Source organism: Neptuniibacter sp. QD48_55, assembly GCF_047778115.1.
In the GTDB taxonomy this organism is placed as follows: Bacteria; Pseudomonadota; Gammaproteobacteria; order Pseudomonadales; family Balneatricaceae; genus Neptuniibacter.
Genome location: NZ_CP180555.1, coordinates 457,052 through 478,504, shown reverse-complemented (window position 1 = coordinate 478,504; position 21,453 = coordinate 457,052). Strand labels below are relative to the sequence as shown.

The following is a 21,453-nucleotide window of genomic DNA, read 5'->3' as shown; positions in this document are numbered from 1 at the left end:
CAACACAGCTAGTGAACCAACGGAACTAAGTAGTAAAAGACGTCATTAATTAGTCGAGGAAATATCGGAACTTTGATAATCTTTGACCCAGAGCAAGAACTCCTTTGGCGCTAACGGCTTGCTAAAGTAATAGCCCTGCACGCGATCACAGTTCATATCAGCTAAGATATGTAACTGCTGCTCAGTCTCAACACCCTCAGCTACAACTGGCAAACCCAAACCAGCACTCATGCTAATTGCGGCTGAAATAAGTGCGCAATCTTCGGGATCTGAAGCTATATCGCGCACAAAAGTCCTATCTATTTTCAGGATATCGAATGGATAATTCTTCAAATTACTTAAGGATGAATAGCCCGTGCCAAAATCATCCATCGCGATTCCAATACCAAGCTCCTTAAGTGCCTCTAGTGTTCGTTTAGCTTCCGTAGGGTTCCTGATCAACAATCCTTCCGTTACCTCCAAGATTAAGCTCTCCGGATTAAGATTTGCTGCCCCTAACGCTTGATCAATCACTGCACCCAATCCATCCCCATGTAACTGTCGAGGAGAAACATTGATTGCTAAACTCAGATCATGCAGTCCTTGAGTTCTCCAATAAGCAATCTGCATACACGCAGTTTGTATCACCCAATTTCCTATTGGCACAATCAAACCCGTTTGCTCAGCTATACCGATAAACTGATCTGGCGACACAGGACCTAACAATTCATTATTCCAGCGCAATAAAGCCTCTACCCCAACCAATTTTCTGGTCTGAGCTTCAACTATCGGTTGATAGGATAACGATAACTCTTGCTTCTCCAATGCAGACTTCAACTGGGTTTCCACCTGCATTCTCATCGTCAGGTTTTCATGTATCTGGTGATTGAAAAACCTATATGTATTGCGTCCGGCCTCTTTAGCTTGATACATAGCCAAATCAGCATTGCGTAACAGAATAGCCCCATCCTCACCGTCTTCAGGAAAGATAGATAATCCAATGCTAGGGGTAACAGCTAAACTATGGCCCGCCAATTGAAACGTCTCCGAAAAGGCATGCTTAATCTTATCTAACACAGGGAAGCAATCGGATTGCTCTGAAATTGCGGGCATAATAATCAAGAATTCATCCCCACCTAAGCGCGCAACTACATCTGATTCTCGGACGGTATTCAGCAGCCGAGAAGCTGCCATAATTAAAAGCTGATCACCGATATCATGACCCAATGAGTCATTAACATTCTTAAAACCATCAAGATCGATAAACATAACTGCCAATTTATGCTGCAATCGCCGAGCATTAATTACCCCCTGTGCTAAACGCTCCATCCCAAGCGTTCTATTGGGCAATTCAGTCAGTGCATCATAACTAGCCTGATACAGTAACTTTTGCTCGTGTTCACGTCGTTCGGTAATATCTTCCTTAATAATCAGATAATGGGTAATTTCTGATTCGGTGGTTGTCACCGGAGATAAGTGCACTGCTTCCCAACAACTCTGACCCGACCGTCGAGTAGCACATAGTTCGCCTGCCCACTCTTGGTCATTATTTAAAGCCTGAGTAAAATCAATAAATGAGGCTTTCTTTGTCTGTTGTTGATCAATTAAAGAGATGGCACTTTTGCCCAGCAAATCCTCTTCAACAAAGCCTGAGGCCTGAATAGCAGCATCATTCACATACTCGATCATTCCTCTAGCATCGGAAATGATGATACTGACAGGGGTTTGCGATACCGCAAGAGAAAGTACTTTTAGTTCTTGCTGTATTTTTGCTCGCTCAACAACCTCTTCACGAAGCTTGAGATTAGACTCTTTTAGCTCTTTTGTTCGCTCTTTAACCCGCTCTTCCAATAATAAGCGAGCTTGAGTTAGCGCAGTTTGTCGATCAGCTAGTTTCTCCTGCATAGCGTTAAAAGATCGCGCCAAAGCCGTTAACTCATCATGCCCAACAACATCAACTTTATGCTCAAGATCGCCATTGGCAATTCTAAAAAATGCCTCGCGCATTCGGTTTAAACGCAAAACGAAATAGCGAGAAAACCAAATCATTAAGATGATCGCAATCAGCATTCCAACGAGGGAAATCAGCAAGAAACGTTGTTGTTGCGACTCTAATTCTGCAACCGCTTCGATTATAAATCCATCTGTTGAGATCTCGATCTGGGTTACAAGAATCTCTAAGTCCTTTGCGATGACATTAAATCGGGGTTGAGATTCAAATTGAGACAATCGAAAAGCTTCCGCTATCTGCCCATCAACGGCAGACTGAATAACTTTATTGAGACTAGATTTCAGTCGCTGCCAATTATCATCAATTGATCGAACCTGCCTATCATGCCCATCACCAAATTCGTCAATGAGCGTGCGCCAACTATGTTCAAATAACTGGATATCTGCAGACAATTTTTCAGTTGCAGCTGTAAGAGCGAAGAAATCACTCTCAACATGTAAATTAACTTCAGTGACTCGGATACGATAAATTAAGGATTGAAGTGCATTGACCTGAACTAAAGGCCTGACGGCTTGGCTCTGTATTTCCGCCTGCTGCTGAGTAGATTGCTGAGCAATCTGCTGAGCTACAGACAACAAAACTCCGACAAATAGCGCCATAAGAATGGCACCAAACAGTAATTTACGCTGAATAGTTAGTTGATGCTTTTTACTATCAAAAAGAGCCAAAATAATCCTTAATGAACAGTTGGAAATAACGCTTTCATTTTAAGCCAATATTTAATCTGCTGTTCTCGACCATATTGTTCTGTAATCTGATCCCACTCTTTAGCTGTGGCACGCATAGCCTCTTGCGCCGACTGCTCCCCTTTTGCGGCAAGAAAAAGATTCTTATTAAGCGCAGCAATATATTCTCGATCTCCAGGTAGTCCCGTACCAGCAGGCACAGTCACAGAGACTTCTTTAAGAGCCACGTCTAATACATCTTTACCATACGTAGCCTGAATAGTTTCAGACTGAAAGTGACTAACTCGGTAAGGATCAGCAAATCCTCCTTTCTCCGATAGAGCAAGTTCAGATATATCGGGGTCAGTCAGCCACATTGCAAATAAAAATGCTAATTCTTTATTCTCAGCAGTACTAGGTATCACTAAGTTATTGCCATAGATAAGCGTAGTTCGACGGTTAACTATATTTCCAACTTGGGTTCCTGGCATTGATACAGCTATATATTTCCCTCTTACTTTAGAATGAGGAGAATTAAAAATTTTCGCCCCTGCTAAGGTAATAATGGTCGAATAGCCTTTGCCACTCATAAAAATTGGCAGGGTATAAGTGTAGTTGCTGGAGTGATTAAGAATATCAGGTGGGGAATAAGGTAAGGTCGCTAAATAACTATCTGTAGCAGCAATGCCAGCTTCACTATCGATCAATGGTTTCATAGTGTCATCAAATAAGTATTGATTTGGATACGCTTGCGAAACGTATCTAGGCATCCAGAACATCCACCCAGAAGCTTCATCACGCTGCTCTACAGAGCCATAAAAACCGGACTCTGATCGATGAAAGAAAGCCACCTGCTGCTGATACTCTAGCCATGTTTTAGGCGTTTGTAAGGGTTCATTAAACTGCGCTTGATAAGACCTTTGAATATCAGAGTTTTCCAACAAATCTTTGCGAAGATATAGCAAAGCGATATCCCCATCAGCAGGTATAGCAACAGGAATCCCAGCATAGAAAGCTTGCTTTTTCGGCATTAAAAAAGGACTTTTTTGTACATCAACCAAGTCAAAACCAAACCGCTCAATAAAAGGAGAGAGATCAACAATCAAGTTATTGTGAAATAGATCAGCATATTCTCTATTTCGCGCAACGGTTAGATCTATATCTGTCTGATTCTGGATATAATCAATTGATGCTTGCTGAGGCATTGTTTTAGCATCAATTAGTATACCTGTAGCGTCCTCCCATCGATTTTTCAAATCGTGATTTTGACCTAAAAAATTGGCAATATTCCCCTGCTTTGCGACCAAACGGATGACTGAGCCAGGTGCTATACTTCCTTGTGCTACCAACGTTTTTACACTTTCAATCGCTTTGTCCGCTTGCTCTCCTGCAATTGAAACAACCGACACCAATGTAAGGGAAAAGATACATAAAAAGGACCTAAAAACGGATTTCAACTCTCATCCCTCTGGTTTAATTGCTACACACATAAAGTTATCATAGATAACCCATTAAGTTTGGCTGCATTAGTTAACAATGAGTTGGATACTGGAAAACAATGGCTTCATCATAGAGGCTATTATTATGGGAATAATTATTGTGTATGTTGGGCTTAAAATCTAATCCCAGACCCTATTTCCTCCGTTAGTTTCGAAACTTAAGCACATACGCTTTTATAGGATGTACTCGCATGATTGATGGCAAAATAACGAAACAATCAAAATATTTAATAACTCCAGTTGTGCTTGCCACCACTTTAAATGTTTTCGCTCAAGATCAATCTGAGTTACCCGAATTCACCGAAGAAGATATTTTTATAGATATTCCCCAGGTAATTTCTGCGACACACTTTCCTCAGAAACTAACTGAAGCACCTGCTGCCATCACCATCATTGATCAAGATATGATCGAAGCCTCAGGTGCCATCAATATTCCAGACCTATTTCGCTTAGTGCCTGGAATGCAAGTATTCCACGTAAACACAAATAAAATGGGTGTTACTTATCACGGCATGTCAGATGATTTTCCATCACGCATGGAAGTGATGATTAATGGTCGATCGATCTATATACCTCTACTTTCCACTGTAGTTTGGGAAACCGTAGGCATTACTGTGGATGATATTGACCATATTGAAGTCGTACGAGGCTCCAACGTACCTACCCATGGTTCGAATGCGTTTCTGGGTGCCATCAATATTATTACTAAATCTCCAATTGCCGAATCTGGCACGGCTGTTAGAACCACTACTGGCGCCCTTGGCACCAAAAATATTACTGCACGCCACTCAGACACCCTTTCAAATATCAGTTACACCCTATCTGCTGGTAGAGAAGAAAATGATGGTAGCGATTATTATAAGGATGGTGCGCAAAATAAGTTTATTACCCTATCTGGATCTATAACACCTAATCTATCCGACACTATCCATTTTGATATCGGCGCAACCAAGGGTTACGCCTATCGCGGGGATTCTGATAAAACTGATCTTGATAAAGCAGGCTTTACCCCTAGAGATCACCTATCCAGTTTCCAAGATATTCGTTGGAACCGAGTTTTAGAAGACCAGTCAGAACTCCAACTGCGTTACACTCACAATTTTTTAAAGCTAGATACAGAAAATTGGACAGCAGAAGAGCTCGTAATTAACGAAGGAATTCCGACTGTAGAGTTAGCAGAAGCATTACTCGCTGATAATTTTGGAGGCGCTGCTGCTAAAGATACAGAACGTGGAACGGTACAAACCCATGAAATTGGCTTTTTATACACAACCAACCCTAATGAGCGGATAAAAGCGGTTCTAGGTAGCGACCTTATTCACGAACGAGTTAAAAGCAACGTATTACTTCAATACCCAGATAAAGATTGGATTCATGGGAATCGCTGGCAAATTTTCGGCAACCTTCAGTATAAAGCAACAGAAAAAGTAACTCTGAATGCCGGCGCTATGTTTGAAGAAAGCACTTATGTCGGCGGCGCAACTTCATACAGAACCGCACTAAACTATGCATTAAGTGACTTCTCCACAATAAGGACGGCATTTTCTCATGCTCACCGAATGCCATCATTACTAGAAACAAATCGCCGTGCCGTGATCGATTACAGTGTTTTATTTGGCCCTGGAACAATCGATTTACTTAACCTACCCGGACCTCTCGATTCTGAAGAGATCAACACCTTTGAATTAGGGTTCTTTCATACCTGGCCTGAACACGGCAGTCATTTTGATCTCAGACTTTTCTATGAAGATATAAGTAATGCGGCCGTCAGGAGTACAAGAATAGATTCTGATGTCGATGATGCAAATAATGATCATTATGATATTGGCCAGAATAACTCAGAGTGGATCAATCAAGGCGCTGAGGCCCAGTTCAAATACACATCGCCATCACCACATAAAAATACGGTGATATTTAACTATAGTTACAACCAAACTAGAGGCATTTGGAACCGCGGTGCATACCCAGAAGCCGATCCAAGGCTAGTCCCCCTTAATGCTGCTTCACCTTTGCACACTGCATCACTGTTGTTATCAACAAAACCTACTGATAACAGCTTACTATCATTATCCCACTATTATATGGATCACGTAGAATGGATTGAGGGCTTTAGCGATAAAAACAGTGGACGTACGAATTACACTCGAACTGATATGAAAGTCTCGAATACTTTTCAATTAGATATGAATTCTGAACTGGAACTATCCCTGATCGTTCAGAATCTATTCGATAAAGAGTATGCAGAATTCTATTCAAACAATATATTTGAGCGTCGGACCTACCTGCAAATGGGGCTAACGTTCTAAGCCAATAAACTACAATGGATTGTAGATGTGTTGATTAAGAGCTCGACCACACTGCACAAAACAAAGTGGCGGATTATTCCGCTGCTAAGTGCTTTGTTTGCTCTAATCTTACCTACATCCACAGTTTTCGCAGATAATCTGGTTGTTTTGAGCCGACAATCAGACTCATATCAAAAAGTTGCGGATAGCATTCAAGCCAATATCTCTTCACTTACCAAAGTGGTTACCTTACAAGATTTGCAAGATAACAACTTTAATACCGATGGTTTTGAACATATTGTTGCTGTAGGTTCACGAGCAGCTGATCGACTTTATAATCGGATAACCCCATCACAAAAGCTTTACGCAAGCTTCCTGCCTCGCCTAACTTATCAAGCTTTATTGGCAAGAAAGAAAGACCAAACTCGGATTGAGAATGGGACTATAACTGCGATCTATCTAGATCAACCCTATGCACGGCAACTTCGATTGGCAAGACTAATCGCTCCGGATGCAAAGACTGTAGCAACAGCACTTGGTCCAAATTCAAAGAATGATCTACCGTTGTTAGAGGCTGCGGCACAAAAGCAACAGCTTAAGCTTAGCTCAACCGTTTTACAGGAGAGCGATAACCCAATCCATAAACTACAGCCACTTATTCGAAATGCTGATCTTTTTTTATCTCTTCCAGATAAATCAGTTTTCAACCGTACAACCGCCAAATGGATTTTATATATTTCCTTTCGCCAACGGATCCCTTTAATAGGTTTTTCACAAAAGTATGTAGAAGCAGGTGCATTAACCGCAGTTTATTCAACACCAGAGCAAATAGGTAAACACACAGCGGAAATTATCCAAAATGCGATTTCTAGTAGTCGATTACCAAATGCTCAGTACCCTAAGTACTTTTCTGTAGTTACTAATAAAAAAGCAGCTAACTCCCTGAATATTAAAATACCTTCAGATGAAGCTCTTACCCAGCAATTGATGGAGTTAGAGCGATGAAGCGTCAATTCACATTAGGTATTCGACAACGAGTTTTAATCATCACTTTGCTTCCACTGTGCATGATTACTTTGCTCTTAGGCGGCTATTTTATTAATACCCGATTGGATGATGCTCGAGACGCACTGATCGAAAAAGGCCAGACAATGACACGTATGATGTCGACCTCAGCCGAATTCGGTCTATTGATTGGAAATAAAGAGATTCTTCAGGGTCTCATTAGATCTGCGACAAAGACAGAGGAAGTAGACGACGTAATCTTCTTATCACCTTCATTTGATGTAATTGTCCAAGGTAATCCTAACGCACCTCCACTAGATAAAGATGCGGGTTACCCTCTATACAAAAACGATCAGGTTTACTTCCTACATCCTGTCGTAGCGACGGGTGTAGATTTCTTAGATACTGATGAAACTGCAAGCAAGGAAACAGAACCAGAGTTTATTGGCTGGGTAGTAATCGCTCTATCCGAAAAACCAACTCAGCTTCGGCAATTTGAAATTTTAACGAAAGGGGTCATTCTTGCGATCATAGGTTTATTGACCACCTTACTAATCGCATCACGCTTTGGACAAAGAATTACCAACCCAATTCTAGGCCTTACTCATGTGATTGAGATGCTTCAACATGGCCATCTTGAAACTCGAGCTAGCCTTTCTAGTACAGGTGAACTCCGATCTCTGGCACAAGGGATTAACCGTCTAGCTCAACGGGTACAAGAATCAAACCAGACGCTTGAAAGCCGTGTGGACAAAGCAACTAAACGTTTAAGGTCAACGCTAGTACATCTAGAGAAACAGAACCAAGCACTCGATAAATCGCGTAAAAGAGCAGACAAAGCTAACGTAGCAAAAGATGAATTTCTTGCGCGTATGAGTCATGAGCTTCGTACGCCTTTAACATCAGTTTCAGGTTTTGCCCGCCTCTTAGATCAAACCGAACTGCAAATGGAACAGCAAGAATACACGAGGATTATTAATCTGACCTCTGACCTGCTGCTCTCCATCATTGACGATATTTTGGATTATTCGAAACTCGAATCAAACGCCATTGAGTTAGAAGAGATCTCTTTTGAATTTGAAAGCTGTGTAATAGATGTAATGGAGATGCAAGCAGCTTCTGCCAATGAGAAAGGGATAGAACTAATTCCAATAATCGAATCTGATACGCCGAAATTCATCATTGGAGACCCTATCAGGTTACGACAGATCCTATCAAACCTTATTAGTAATGCCGTAAAGTTCACATCAGCTGGTTATGTCTGTTTGCATGTTGCAACCCACAAGAGTGATCCTGTACAGACCGAACTTGAAATCATTATCAAGGACACCGGCATTGGTATACCAGAAGATAGAATCACTAATCTGTTCCAGGCATTCAGCCAAGCAGATACATCTATCACAAGAAAGTTCGGAGGATCCGGCTTAGGGCTCGTTATTGCCAAACGTCTAACAGAACTTATGGGCGGCTCTATATCTTTAGCAAGTAGAGAAAACCAAGGTACTGAAGTAACACTTAAAATTCCATTTGCTGCACGACAGAGCCAAAGAGCTCAGCACACTTATAAGAGTAAAAATATTCTTTTATTTGACGCTAATCCACTATGTAGCCAAGGCTTAAAACATCAACTAGGCAACATGCAGACCAAAATCATTGAGGCTTCTTCGTATGCAGAACTGTTGTCGTTAAGTGCTGAATTACCAGAAAGTACTATCGTCTGGGGCCTACCCCCTAAATACACACAGAAAAACACCATAGATCAAATTAACCAAATCTTAGAAAACTCAAGCGGCAGGTTGATTATATTAAGTAGTACACCTGTATCTATTATCAATAACTATCGAGTTGTCCAGCTACGTAAACCTGCACGGACACAATTACTGCTAAACGCATTATCCCCTGATTCTTACAAACTGCCTCAATATGAGACAGCGAACGCATTACAAATCCTTAACACACCAACCATATTGATTGCAGAAGACAATGACTTTAACCGTTTGTTAGTTAGAAAGATTCTTGTCCAAGCAGGCGCTAAAGTACTAGAGGCAAGAACTGGTAGTGAAGCACTGCAACAAACACTTAAACATCAGCCAGATTTGGTATTGATGGATGTACACATGCCAGAAATGGATGGTATAGAAGCAACCAAACAGATCCGACTTACACAACCTACCTTGCCAATCCTCGCTTTGACCGCAAACGTCATCGCCAGCGAACACCAAAAGTTGATTGAATCTGGCATCAGCCATGTTTTATTGAAACCTATCAATGATGGCGACCTTTGCCATTCTATAAACCAATTTCTTTCGTTCGCAAAAAATGATGAACCACAATTACCTGCTCAACAAAAAGAAGTTACCGATTTAGAGAAATATGACTTAGGTAAACAAGAGCTATCCGCGGAAGTTAAAAAACAACTACAAGGAATGATGAACGGCTTCGAAAGCAAAGATATTTCGATGATGAGAAATCATAGCCATCAGCTGTTAGGTTTAGCGGGTTTGTTCCAGATTCCTGAATTAGAAGTAAGTGGCAACAAATTACATGACGCTCTGATAGAGCAAGAGTACAAAGCCATCTGGAAGGAGCTTTGGCAGCTCAAGAGAATAATTGAAAACGAACAGTACGATCTGTCAGAAGAGCTTTGAACTAGGCTCAGATTTAATCAAATGATCTAATTTAACCGCTAACACTCTGATACGCTGAATCCCGTCACGGTCATAAATGGCTCCGCTTAACCCTTCCCCTGCAGGAGGATGCTCATTATCACCGAAAGCAACTACCAGACACCCCTTTCTAATATTTTCCAATTCAGGGTCGTGCAGTATGGGGAGAGATAAAAACATTTCCCAACGCGCAACCTCTAAACGCTTTTCCATCAGGTCAACGAGTAGAGCCATTACCTCAGTTCTTGAAGGGCGGTAAGTAGGTGGTTTGCCTAAAGCAAATGCCAAGGCAACACCTACTAGAACTATGAAACTAATTACAAATACGAGTAAAAATTCCATACATTAATGGAGACTCTCATCAAAATCATAATTAGCCAATTTAGCAGCAGCTTGCTTTACTTTCTCACCAAGTTCAGAATCGATCTGCGACATTTCCTTCTGAAAAGACCACTTCGCTTGCTTAGATAACGCTTTCCACTGCTCCTTAATTGGAATATGTTCCGTGCGTTTAAATACCTCATAGATTACAGAGTAATCCGCATGCTGCAGTAACTGAGGTGCTAGAGATTCAAGCAGTGTAGACAAGCGAATACATGCCTCTGTCGTAGTTAATTTTTCATCATTACCTACCGCTCTAGAGATAACCTGTACACTCTCAATCAAATAAGCCCTGCGTTCATTATAGCGTTTACTTATTTTTTCAGCCTGCAATGCTTGCTCAGCCTTAACTTGTTTAATCTGTGTGTAATGACGCTTAATGAAGTAAATGGCTACAGCACAGACAACTAAGCAGATAGCAATTAATGTATAAATTAGAGAGCCAGACATACAAACAACCTTAGAACTAATAAATATTGGACGCTATTAAACCAAAAAACACGAATGCGAAGTTTAGGGGAAATATACGCAAAATCCCATTAAAAGGATTAATAACTTAAAAAAGGACAGCGAAGGACAGCGAAGGACAGCGTTCGGTTTAGTATTAGGTTTAATTAAGACAACTCATACTAACTTGTTTATCTGTTTTTATCCGTTTTATCCGCTCCAAGCAGCGCCTATCTGCCCTTAACCGTTTTTTATAGCCCACAACGAAAAAACCCCGATCACAGCGTGACCGGGGTTTTCTCTTAATTAAATGCTTGGCGATGACCTACTCTCACATGGGGAAGCCCCACACTACCATCGGCGATGTTGCGTTTCACGTCTGAGTTCGGGATGGATTCAGGTGGTTCCACAACTCTATGGTCGCCAAGCAAAACTGTTACAACTTAGATCTGATTCTTCTTTTATTTGATCTAGATAGTTTATCGACTGTAGTTTAACTACGCGCTAATTCGTTACTCTCTATCGTCTTACGTATCTTACAAGTCACTTGCCAAACGCCTTGGGCGTTATATGGTCAAGCCTCACGGGCAATTAGTATTGGTTAGCTCAACGCCTCACAGCGCTTCCACACCCAACCTATCAACGTCGTAGTCTTCAACGGCCCTTTAGGGGAATCAAGTTCCCAGTGAGATCTCATCTTGAAGGAGGCTTCCCGCTTAGATGCTTTCAGCGGTTATCCCGTCCGAACGTAGCTACCCGGCAATGCAATTGGCATCACAACCGGTACACCAGAGGTTCGTTCACTCCGGTCCTCTCGTACTAGGAGCAACTCTTCTCAAATCTCAAACGCCCACGGCAGATAGGGACCGAACTGTCTCACGACGTTCTAAACCCAGCTCGCGTACCACTTTAAATGGCGAACAGCCATACCCTTGGGACCGGCTTCAGCCCCAGGATGTGATGAGCCGACATCGAGGTGCCAAACACCGCCGTCGATGTGAACTCTTGGGCGGTATCAGCCTGTTATCCCCGGAGTACCTTTTATCCGTTGAGCGATGGCCCTTCCATACAGAACCACCGGATCACTAGAACCTACTTTCGTACCTGCTCGACGTGTCTGTCTCGCAGTCAAGCACCCTTCTACTCTTGCGCTCATTGCATGATTTCCGACCATGCTGAGGGTACCTTCGTGCTCCTCCGTTACTCTTTGGGAGGAGACCGCCCCAGTCAAACTACCCACCACACAATGTCCCCGATCCCGCTTAGGGAACTGGGTTAGAACCTCAACATTACCAGGCTGGTATTTCAAAGGTGGCTCCACCCTATCTGGCGACAGGGTTTCAAAGCCTCCCAGCTATTCTACACAAGTAATGTCAAAGTCCACTGTGAAGCTGTAGTAAAGGTTCACGGGGTCTTTCCGTCTAGCCGCGGGTAAACTGCATCTTAACAGCTATTTCAATTTCACTGAGTCTCGGGTGGAGACAGTGTGGCCATCGTTACGCCATTCGTGCAGGTCGGAACTTACCCGACAAGGAATTTCGCTACCTTAGGACCGTTATAGTTACGGCCGCCGTTTACCGGGGCTTCGATCAAGAGCTTCGCACAAGTGCTAACCCCATCAATTAACCTTCCGGCACCGGGCAGGCGTCACACCCTATACGTCCTCTTTCGAGTTTGCAGAGTGCTATGTTTTTAATAAACAGTCGCAGCCACCTGGTATCTTCGACCGGCCTCAGCTTAGGGAGCAAGTCCCATCACCAAAACCGGCGCACCTTCTCCCGAAGTTACGGTGCCATTTTGCCTAGTTCCTTCACCCGAGTTTTCTCATACGCCTTAGTATTCTCTACCTGACCACCTGTGTCGGTTTAGGGTACGGTTAGTCATAACCTGAAGCTTAGAGGATTTTCCTGGAAGCATGGCATCAACTACTTCAGTCCATAAAGGACCTCGTCATCGGTTCTCGGTCTTAAGGACCCGGATTTGCCTAAGTCCTCAACCTACTACCTTAAACGCGGACAACCAACGCCGCGCTAGCCTAGCCTTCTCCGTCCCCCCATCGCAGTTATGAGCAGTACAGGAATATTAACCTGTTTCCCATCGGATACGCTCTTCAGCCTCTCCTTAGGGGCCGACTCACCCTACCTCGAATAGCGTTGGATAGGAACCCTTGGTCTTCCGGCGGGGAGGGTTTTCACCTCCCTTATCGTTACTCATGTCAGCATTCGCACTTCTGATACCTCCACGGTGCCTTACAGCTTCCGCTTCAACAGCTTACAGAACGCTCCTCTACCATGCACAAAGTGCATCCGTAGCTTCGGTGTTATGCTTAGCCCCGTTATATCTTCCGCGCGGGCCGACTCGACTAGTGAGCTATTACGCTTTCTTTAAAGGGTGGCTGCTTCTAAGCCAACCTCCTAGCTGTCTAAGCCTTCCCACATCGTTTCCCACTTAGCATAAACTTTGGGACCTTAGCTGACGGTCTGGGTTGTTTCCCTTTCCACGACGGACGTTAGCACCCGCCGTGTGTCTCCCGTGATTGAACTCATGGGTATTCGGAGTTTGCATCGGGTTGGTAAGTCGGGATGACCCCCTAGCCGAAACAGTGCTCTACCCCCATGGTTAGACACGAGGCACTACCTAAATAGTTTTCGAGGAGAACCAGCTATCTCCGAGTTTGATTAGCCTTTCACTCCTATCCACAAGTCATCCGCTGGCTTTTCAACGACAGTCGGTTCGGTCCTCCAATGCGTGTTACCGCATCTTCAACCTGCCCATGGATAGATCACTCGGTTTCGGGTCTACTCCTAGCGACTGGACGCCCTATTAAGACTCGGTTTCCCTACGGCTCCGCAAATGCTTAACCTTGCCACTAAAAGTAAGTCGCTGACCCATTATACAAAAGGTACGCAGTCACCGTCCGAAAACGGCTCCCACTGCTTGTACGTACACGGTTTCAGGGTCTATTTCACTCCCCTCACAGGGGTTCTTTTCGCCTTTCCCTCACGGTACTGGTTCACTATCGGTCAGTCAGGAGTATTTAGCCTTGGAGGATGGTCCCCCCATATTCAGACAGCGTTTCACGTGTGCCGTCCTACTCGATTTCACTTTAAAAGACCTTTCACATACGGGGCTATCACCCACTATGGCCACACTTTCCAGAGTGTTCTGTTAAATCTAATAAAGCTTAAGGGCTGGTCCCCGTTCGCTCGCCGCTACTTAGGGAATCTCGGTTGATTTCTTTTCCTCTGGGTACTTAGATGTTTCAGTTCCCCAGGTTCGCCTCTAATAACCTATGTATTCAGTTAAAAGATACCTATAAATAGGTGGGTTTCCCCATTCGGAAATGTCCGGATCAAAGGTTGTTTACCACCTCCCCGAACCTTATCGCAGGTTACAACGTCCTTCATCGCCTCTGACTGCCAAGGCATCCACCGTGCACGCTTAGTCACTTGACCATATAACCCGAAGGCGTCTGGAATCACAGTAACTTGTATTGCTAGTAACGATAGATTTCGCCGAATTGGCGCATGCAGTAAAACTACATGTCTTAAATCTAAATCAAATGAATCAAATCCAAATTGTTAAAGAGCGTTTAAAGCAAAAAAGCTTTAAAAGATAATGTCTTAAACGACAATATGTTTTAAAACTCTTCCTTCTCATCCAAAGGATGATGGTGGAGCTATGCGGGATCGAACCGCAGACCTCCTGCGTGCAAAGCAGGCGCTCTCCCAGCTGAGCTATAGCCCCAAAGAAAACAGTAAGGCTATTATTGGTAGGCCTGAGTGGACTTGAACCACCGACCTCACCCTTATCAGGGGTGCGCTCTAACCAGCTGAGCTACAAGCCTACACCGTTGCTCTTAACTTCTCTGATCAGATAATTCGTGTGAACGCTTGCCGAGAATCGGCTTTCGTTTAAGGAGGTGATCCAGCCCCAGGTTCCCCTAGGGCTACCTTGTTACGACTTCACCCCAGTCATGAACCACACCGTGGTAACCGCCCTCCCGAAGGTTAAGCTAGCTACTTCTGGTGCAATCCACTCCCATGGTGTGACGGGCGGTGTGTACAAGGCCCGGGAACGTATTCACCGCGACATTCTGATTCGCGATTACTAGCGATTCCGACTTCATGGAGTCGAGTTGCAGACTCCAATCCGGACTACGACCGGTTTTCTGAGATTAGCTTACCCTCGCAGGTTCGCGGCCCTCTGTACCGGCCATTGTAGCACGTGTGTAGCCCAACTCGTAAGGGCCATGATGACTTGACGTCGTCCCCACCTTCCTCCGGTTTGTCACCGGCAGTCTCCTTAGAGTTCCCACCCGAAGTGCTGGCAAATAAGGACAAGGGTTGCGCTCGTTACGGGACTTAACCCAACATTTCACAACACGAGCTGACGACAGCCATGCAGCACCTGTCTCAGAGTTCCCGAAGGCACGAAACTATCTCTAGTAACTTCTCTGGATGTCAAGAGTTGGTAAGGTTCTTCGCGTTGCGTCGAATTAAACCACATGCTCCACCGCTTGTGCGGGCCCCCGTCAATTCATTTGAGTTTTAACCTTGCGGCCGTACTCCCCAGGCGGTCTACTTATCGCGTTAGCTGCGCCACTAAAAGATCAAGTCTCCCAACGGCTAGTAGACATCGTTTACGGCGTGGACTACCAGGGTATCTAATCCTGTTTGCTCCCCACGCTTTCGCACCTCAGTGTCAGTATCGGTCCAGGTAGTCGCCTTCGCCACTGGTGTTCCTTCCTATATCTACGCATTTCACCGCTACACAGGAAATTCCACTACCCTCTACCGTACTCTAGATTGGCAGTATCAGGTGCAGTTCCAAGGTTGAGCCCTGGGCTTTCACATCTGACTGACCAATCCACCTACGCGCGCTTTACGCCCAGTAATTCCGATTAACGCTCGCACCCTCCGTATTACCGCGGCTGCTGGCACGGAGTTAGCCGGTGCTTCTTCTGCAGTTAACGTCACAGCTAGCAGGTATTAACTACTAACCTTTCCTCACTGCTGAAAGTGCTTTACAACCCTAGGGCCTTCTTCACACACGCGGCATGGCTGCATCAGGCTTGCGCCCATTGTGCAATATTCCCCACTGCTGCCTCCCGTAGGAGTCTGGACCGTGTCTCAGTTCCAGTGTGGCTGATCATCCTCTCAGACCAGCTAGAGATCGTCGCCTTGGTGAGCCATTACCTCACCAACTAGCTAATCTCACGCAGGCTCATCCAATAGTGCAAGGTCCGAAGATCCCCTGCTTTCCCCCGTAGGGCGTATGCGGTATTAGACCAAATTTCTCTGGCTTATCCCCCGCTACTGGGTAGATTCCTACGCGTTACTCACCCGTCCGCCACTCGTCATCAACTAGCAAGCTAGTCATGTTACCGTTCGACTTGCATGTGTTAGGCCTGCCGCCAGCGTTCAATCTGAGCCATGATCAAACTCTTCAGTTTAAATCATTTGTGTTACCAGGAATGTGGTAACGGACTCTAGTACTAAACAACCGGATAACATTCTTAAGAACGTTAAACCTTTGTAAATCGCTTTAAATGAATTCACTTGGTTGCTTGTCTAGAAAAAGTTTGCTTCTTCTCAACAAGCGCCCACACGAATTATCTGATCAAATTGTTAAAGAGCGTTGCTTTTTGACTCTCCGCTGACTCAGCGTTTCGTCTCAAGCGAGGCGCATATTCTACTGTGCGCTCATTCAAAGTCAACCGTTTATTTTGCAATTTTGTAAAATTTTTTACTCAGCAACCGGACTTTGAATCCTGCCCCGTAAGCAATCTAAAAAACCAATGTTTTCAATCACTTACTAAGCACCTCACTTAGCTCAATAAGCCCCGTTTTGGCGGCCTCCCTAAGCAAGGACGGCGAATTCTACAGACATCTGAAAAAGGGTCAACACCCAATCTACAAAAAACTGAAAAAAGTTGTAAAAAACTTACAAAACACCGCAAATCGATCAAGAGTTAATCAACAGCGTATAAATACTAGTCAACAGACACAAAAAAGGCGCTGAGTTTTACCTCAACGCCTTCTCTATTTTCTCTCTTATGACTCAAAGAGAGAAAAGATGGTGTTTCTTTTTACCCAGCTTAACTAAGAAGTACTTACCAAAGCGCGCATTTGATTCTGCAAACACTTCTGTCGCTTTCATATTATCTTCAAAGCCATGTGCGTTTCCGTTAACAATAACCGCATTTCGCTGTAGCGCATCTTTAACTTGCTTGCCGCCTGGTGCCATACCCGCTTCTGACAAGATAGTCGTTAAAGGTGTTTCAGCCACTTCTTCTGGGTTAATTACAGATGATGGCAAACCGTCTTGAGCTAGCTGCGCATAATCCTGTTCGCTTAGTTCAGATGTCTCACCCGAGAACAACGCTTCTGTAATACGCTTAGCCGCAGCCAAACCTTCTTCTCCATGAACAAGACGCGTTACTTCTTCAGCAAGAACGCGCTGACCTTCTGGACGACCTTGGCGCTCAGCATCTTCTTTCTCTAGCGCTTCGATATCTGTTACTGGCAAGAACGTGAAGTACTTAAGGAAACGATAAACATCCGCATCTGCTGTTTGTAGCCAGAACTGATAGAAAGCATATGGAGATGTTTTGTTTGCATCTAGCCAGATAGTGCCCGACTCAGTTTTACCAAATTTCGTACCGTCTGACTTAGTAATAAGCGGTAACGTCAAACCAAATGCTTGATTGCCATTCATACGACGAGTTAGTTCAGTACCACCGGTAATGTTGCCCCACTGATCAGAACCACCGATCTGTAAAGTACAACCATGAGAAGCATTTAACTGCTGGAAGTCATACGATTGCAAAATCATGTAAGTAAATTCAGTGAAAGAGATACCTTCACCTTCACGATCAATACGCTGCTTCACTGACTCTTTAGCTATCATCTGGTTAACAGAAAAGTGTTTACCAATATCACGCAAGAAAGTTAGAACATTTACGTTTTGTGTCCAATCTAGGTTATTCACAACTTCAGCACTATTAGCACCACAGTCGAAATCTACAAACGCACTAACCTGAGCTTTAAGCTTCTCAACCCAACCTGCTACCGTTGAATCATCATTTAGCTTACGCTCTTGCGCTTTAAAGCTTGGATCACCGATTAGACCAGTCGCCCCGCCCACAAGTGCAAGCGGTTTGTGACCAAACTCTTGGAAACGCTTTAGTGTTAGTAGTGGTACTAGACTACCAATATGCAAACTATCTGCTGTAGGGTCGAAGCCGCAATAAAGAGTCACACTGCCTTCAGCAAGATGCTTTGCCAAATCTTCTTCGCTTGTCATCTGCGCAACTAGCCCGCGCGCTTGTAGGTCGTTTAATAGTGCTTCACTCATTGCTTTTGCTTGCCCTTTAAATTACGGCTAAAAATTCGAAGCGGCTATTTTAGCCCTTGCTAAGCCTGCAAACAAATAAGTTCTCAGCAATTTTTATGAGTTATCGTTAAGCAATCCTTAAGTTTTATTCAACTAAGCCGACTTTCTTTAATGACAGTGGCATAATGCCACGCTCAATTTTCAGCAACCCAATATAATAATGAAGGGGTATAGGGTGCTAAATCGCGTTAAACAGTTCCGTGGAAACTTTCCCACGGTTCACTTAGTGGCTGTCAGTGCCTGTGTACTTATTTTAGGCCTGACTCTTTTACTGCTTCCATCACAAGAAGTCGAAGCAACTCGCGGTGATCTACCAACCGCTCCACTTACTGCGCCGCTTATATCTACTGAATCAAACACTTCTAACGCAGAAACAACATCAGTCGAAGCAGTTATCGACACTAATCCAGCCCAAGCAGCTGCTTTAACCCCTTCCATACCCGAAGATAACTGGGTCGAATACACTGTTGGCAATGGTGACAATTTAACGTCCATGTTTAAAAAGGCAGGACTAACACCACGTGATGTTTACCATGTAGCTGCTGCAGGTAAAGAAACCAAAGCATTCACCCGTCTATTCCCTGGTCAAACATTAAGCTTCGTCATTGAGAATGGTAAGTTAAGCAAGCTCAAACATATCGAATCCAAACTTAAATACACCGTGCTAGATACCGATGCAAACGGCGCCTTCCAGATTAATTCTGTTATCAGAACGCCCGAAGTCAGACAGCAATTCACAGCCGGTACAATCAAAGACTCGTTTTTTTTAGCTGGTGAAGAAGCAGGGCTTTCCAGCAAGAAAATTATGGAACTCGCGAGTATCTTTGGCTGGGACGTAGACTTCGTGCTTGATATCCGTAAAAACGACGATTTCAGTCTTATTTATGAAGAACACTATCTAGATGGCGAAAAAATTGGCGAAGGCCCTATTATTGCCGCTCAATTTACCAACAGAGGCAATAAATTCACCGCTCTTCGTTATACAAATACCGAAGGCGATAGCAGCTACTACACGCCTGAAGGTTATAGTATGCGTAAAGCCTTCCTTCGCTCGCCGGTAGATTTCGCCCGCATCAGTTCTCGCTTCAGCCTCAGCCGTAAGCACCCGGTACTCAATCGCATTCGCGCTCACAAGGGCGTGGATTATGCAGCCCGAACAGGCACACCAATTAAAGCCGCTGGTGAAGGCAAAATCACATTCCGAGGTAGAAAAGGCGGATTTGGCAATGTTGTAATCGTCCAACACGGTAGCAATATCACCACCCTTTATGCCCATATGAGCAATTTTAAACGTGGACAACGTGTCGGCACTCGCGTTAAGCAAGGCCAAGTGATTGGCTTTGTTGGTCAAACAGGCCTTGCAAGCGGCCCTCACCTTCATTACGAGTTTCGTGTAAATGGCGTTCACAAGAATCCTCTGACGGTTAAATTGCCACAAGCGTCTCCTATCGCCAAAGCTGAGCGAAGTAACTTCACGGAAACCACGAGCAGCTTATTAGCTCAGCTTGAAACTCACCAAGCCACTACACTTGCACAGAGCAATCGTTAAGTATGAGTCAGAAGGATCTATTTATTGGGTTAATGTCAGGTACCAGTCTGGATGGCATCGACGCAGTTGCCGTTAGATTTACACCAAATTTTGAAATGGTAGCTACACACGCTGAAGAGATTCCAGCAACGTTAAAGAACGATATTTTGACACTGACCCAGCCCGGCGATCATGAAATTGACTTAATGGGCAAGGTAGATAGATCTTTAGGTAAGCTCTTCGCCAAAACCGTAAATGATCTTTTAAGCAAAAACGGCTTATCTGCCGAGCAAGTTTCAGCAATCGGCAGCCACGGCCAAACCATCCGTCACCGTCCAGAATTTGGTTTCACTTTGCAAATAGGTGACGCAAACCAAATTGCTGAACTAACCGGCATCACCACCGTGGCAGATTTTCGACGTCGTGACATGGCCGCTGATGGTCAAGGCGCACCTTTGGTTCCAGCGTTTCATCATGCAATGCTGCATTCACATGACTGCAATCGTATTCTGCTGAATATCGGTGGGATGGCTAACCTTACTTTCCTTCCAAAATCCGAAGAGCAAAGCATCCTTGGCTTTGATACAGGTCCGGGTAACGTTTTATTAGATGCGTGGATCAAGCACTGTCGAGACCTCCCCTTCGATCAAAATGGCGAATGGGCACTAACTGGCTCCATTAATGAAGACCTTTTAGAGCAATTAAGCTCTATTGAATATTTTTCAGAACCTCCACCTAAAAGCACTGGCAGGGAACAGTTTAATTTAGCTTGGCTAAAACAAACACTAGCCACGCTCCCAGTGATTAAAGCGGAAGACGTACAACGCACTCTGCTTGAATTGACTGCCACCAGCATAACCGATGCTATAAAAGCACACATTCCTAGCCAGGCATTTGAGCTATATATCTGTGGCGGCGGCAGTTTCAACCAAGCACTTACGCAACGCATATCGGATTTATTACCCAATATTAACGTCAGCAACAGTGGCAATATCGGTATTGATGCAGATTGGATGGAAGCAGCGGCCTTTGCTTGGCTAGCTATGCGCTGCTTAGATGGAAAAGCCGGCAACAATCCAAATGTTACCGGCGCGCAAGGGGATCGAATTCTAGGCGCTATCTATCAAGCCTAAAAGTATAGATAGCCTTGTTGGCGAAGCCTAACCTGTTCTGCAGGACCTAGTGGAATCGTATCGATAAACGCAGGCAGTTCTGAGCGCTCGACACCATTCGCTCGCATCCATGTTTCGCACACACGGATATCAATCACATTATTCGAGTCCAATCGCTCAGCAAGCTCCAACAAGCTTTTGTACTGGTTCATATTCTGATGCCGGAAGGCATGCGCTTCATCACCATGTAAAACAAACACGATCGGTTCGTAGGATGAAAGATTCTCCACCTCATCAACGAGCATACTCGCTCGTTGAAAAAGCATTTCAACTTCACTAGGCGTGTGTTTCTTAATCAACGCAAGATAACGATCATTAGCGACATCTGGAGATATAGGCGACTGCAGTGGCTGAGCCATCAGCAAGCCAGAAAAAAACATACAGAAAACAGAAAAAACCAACTGACGCATATTATTC

The 21,453-nt window shown here is 44.3% G+C and carries 11 protein-coding genes, 2 tRNA genes and 3 rRNA genes; 5 read left to right on the top strand and 11 right to left on the bottom strand.

The annotated features are described in order from the left end of the window. Positions 1-45: 45 nt before the first annotated feature. Positions 46-2,658, bottom strand: coding sequence for an EAL domain-containing protein (locus ACMXYW_RS02140; RefSeq protein ID WP_415905045.1), 2,613 nt, complete (start codon positions 2,656-2,658; stop codon positions 46-48). Positions 2,659-2,666: 8 nt separating this feature from the next. Further along, positions 2,667-4,112 carry an ABC transporter substrate-binding protein gene (locus ACMXYW_RS02135; protein WP_415905044.1) on the bottom strand — a complete coding sequence of 482 codons (1,446 nt, stop codon included), beginning with the start codon at positions 4,110-4,112 and terminating at the stop codon, positions 2,667-2,669. A gap of 233 nt (positions 4,113-4,345) precedes the next feature. Between ACMXYW_RS02135 and ACMXYW_RS02130 the strand changes: the two genes are divergently transcribed. From ACMXYW_RS02130 to ACMXYW_RS02120, 3 genes are read left to right on the top strand one after another with little or no spacing between them, the layout of a single operon-like run. Next, the gene (locus ACMXYW_RS02130) at positions 4,346-6,460 is read left to right on the top strand and encodes a TonB-dependent receptor plug domain-containing protein (protein ID WP_415905043.1); all 2,115 of its coding nucleotides are present in this window, start codon (positions 4,346-4,348) and stop codon (positions 6,458-6,460) included. A 27-nt stretch (positions 6,461-6,487) separates the two neighbouring features. Further along, positions 6,488-7,444 carry an ABC transporter substrate-binding protein gene (locus ACMXYW_RS02125; RefSeq protein ID WP_415905042.1) on the top strand — a complete coding sequence of 319 codons (957 nt, stop codon included), beginning with the start codon at positions 6,488-6,490 and terminating at the stop codon, positions 7,442-7,444. Then, positions 7,441-10,092 carry an ATP-binding protein gene (locus tag ACMXYW_RS02120; RefSeq protein ID WP_415905041.1) on the top strand — a complete coding sequence of 884 codons (2,652 nt, stop codon included), beginning with the start codon at positions 7,441-7,443 and terminating at the stop codon, positions 10,090-10,092. The genes ACMXYW_RS02125 and ACMXYW_RS02120 overlap by 4 nt, the downstream gene beginning before the upstream one ends. Here ACMXYW_RS02120 and ACMXYW_RS02115 read toward each other — a convergent pair. The 8 genes from ACMXYW_RS02115 to tyrS form a co-directional block, all read right to left on the bottom strand. Beyond that, complete coding sequence (locus tag ACMXYW_RS02115; RefSeq protein WP_415905040.1) at positions 10,078-10,398, bottom strand: hypothetical protein; 321 nt, start codon at positions 10,396-10,398, stop codon at positions 10,078-10,080. The two genes, ACMXYW_RS02120 and ACMXYW_RS02115, sit on opposite strands and share 15 nt — an antisense overlap. 57 nt (positions 10,399-10,455) lie before the next feature. Further along, on the bottom strand, positions 10,456-10,941 hold the full coding sequence (locus tag ACMXYW_RS02110) for a DUF2489 domain-containing protein (protein ID WP_415905039.1): 486 nt from the start codon (positions 10,939-10,941) through the stop codon (positions 10,456-10,458). A gap of 309 nt (positions 10,942-11,250) precedes the next feature. Continuing rightward, a 5S ribosomal RNA gene (gene rrf, locus ACMXYW_RS02105) occupies positions 11,251-11,366 on the bottom strand. A gap of 142 nt (positions 11,367-11,508) precedes the next feature. Next, positions 11,509-14,393: ribosomal RNA gene (locus ACMXYW_RS02100) — 23S ribosomal RNA — on the bottom strand. A 216-nt stretch (positions 14,394-14,609) separates the two neighbouring features. Next, positions 14,610-14,685, bottom strand: a tRNA-Ala gene (locus ACMXYW_RS02095). 23 nt (positions 14,686-14,708) lie between these two features. Continuing rightward, positions 14,709-14,785: transfer RNA gene (locus ACMXYW_RS02090), tRNA-Ile, on the bottom strand. A gap of 68 nt (positions 14,786-14,853) precedes the next feature. After that, positions 14,854-16,393, bottom strand: a 16S ribosomal RNA gene (locus ACMXYW_RS02085). The 16S, 23S and 5S rRNA genes sit together here with 2 tRNA genes alongside, the layout of an rRNA operon. Before the next feature lie 608 nt (positions 16,394-17,001). Beyond that, positions 17,002-18,297: a tyrosine--tRNA ligase gene (gene tyrS, locus ACMXYW_RS02080; protein ID WP_415905038.1), complete on the bottom strand. Its 1,296-nt coding sequence runs from the start codon at positions 18,295-18,297 to the stop codon at positions 17,002-17,004. A gap of 214 nt (positions 18,298-18,511) precedes the next feature. On the opposite strand from tyrS, the gene ACMXYW_RS02075 reads away from it, so the two are divergent. Beyond that, entirely contained in the window at positions 18,512-19,885 is a 1,374-nt protein-coding gene (locus ACMXYW_RS02075; protein ID WP_415905037.1) for an OapA family protein, read from the top strand. 2 nt (positions 19,886-19,887) lie between these two features. Continuing rightward, complete coding sequence (locus tag ACMXYW_RS02070) at positions 19,888-20,997, top strand: anhydro-N-acetylmuramic acid kinase (protein WP_415905036.1); 1,110 nt, start codon at positions 19,888-19,890, stop codon at positions 20,995-20,997. Here ACMXYW_RS02070 and ACMXYW_RS02065 read toward each other — a convergent pair. Next, positions 20,994-21,446 carry a hypothetical protein gene (locus tag ACMXYW_RS02065; protein WP_415905035.1) on the bottom strand — a complete coding sequence of 151 codons (453 nt, stop codon included), beginning with the start codon at positions 21,444-21,446 and terminating at the stop codon, positions 20,994-20,996. The genes ACMXYW_RS02070 and ACMXYW_RS02065 overlap by 4 nt on opposite strands. Positions 21,447-21,453 lie beyond the last annotated feature (7 nt).